This window comes from Vibrio sp. 10N.286.52.C3, from assembly GCF_041468865.1.
GTDB lineage: Bacteria > Pseudomonadota > Gammaproteobacteria > Enterobacterales > Vibrionaceae > Vibrio > Vibrio crassostreae_C.
In genome coordinates, this window is sequence record NZ_JBFRJM010000126.1 from 1 (window position 1) to 561 (window position 561).

At 34.9% G+C, this 561-nt stretch carries 1 pseudogene; it reads left to right on the plus strand.

Features of this window, described 5'->3' with window-relative positions:
* Nucleotides 1-36: 36 nt before the first annotated feature.
* Nucleotides 37-561 (plus strand): annotated as a pseudogene (locus AB4138_RS23690) (PAS domain S-box protein); the annotation flags it as partial.

The following is a 561-nucleotide window of genomic DNA, read 5'->3' on the forward strand; positions in this document are numbered from 1 at the left end:
ACTACCCTGCCAGATAGGGGGAATAAGGAATTGACATTGAAATTAAATAGCTATTTTAAGCTATGCCTTACGATCATAAGCATCATTTTAAGCCTCTCGCTTTCCGCTAAAGAGCAATGGAAAGTTTTAGTCATACATTCGTATCACACAAATTTCCCTTCGTATGAATCTATTGAAACAGGGTTGAGTAACGCTTTAAAAGGACAAAATATTGAACTAGACATCCACTACATGGATTCTAAAAGATTTCCTGGGAAAACGAACATAGATAATTTTAAAGCTTCTTTATCACACAAGCTTAAAGTATCAAAAACAAGTTATGACTTAGTCCTAAGTACGGATGACAACGCGCTGAACTTTGTGTTCAATAACAGGGAAGGGTTATTTAAAAGCCTTCCTTTAGTGTTTATGGGAGTAAACGATCAAAAAAAATCGGTTAGTTTATCTCACGATTCAGATATCAAAGGCGTTATGGAGCATACTCCTTTAGAAGAAAATGTTAAGTTAATTCAATCTATTCATCCTAGAATAAGTACATTAACCCTATCTGGCAGGGTAGTT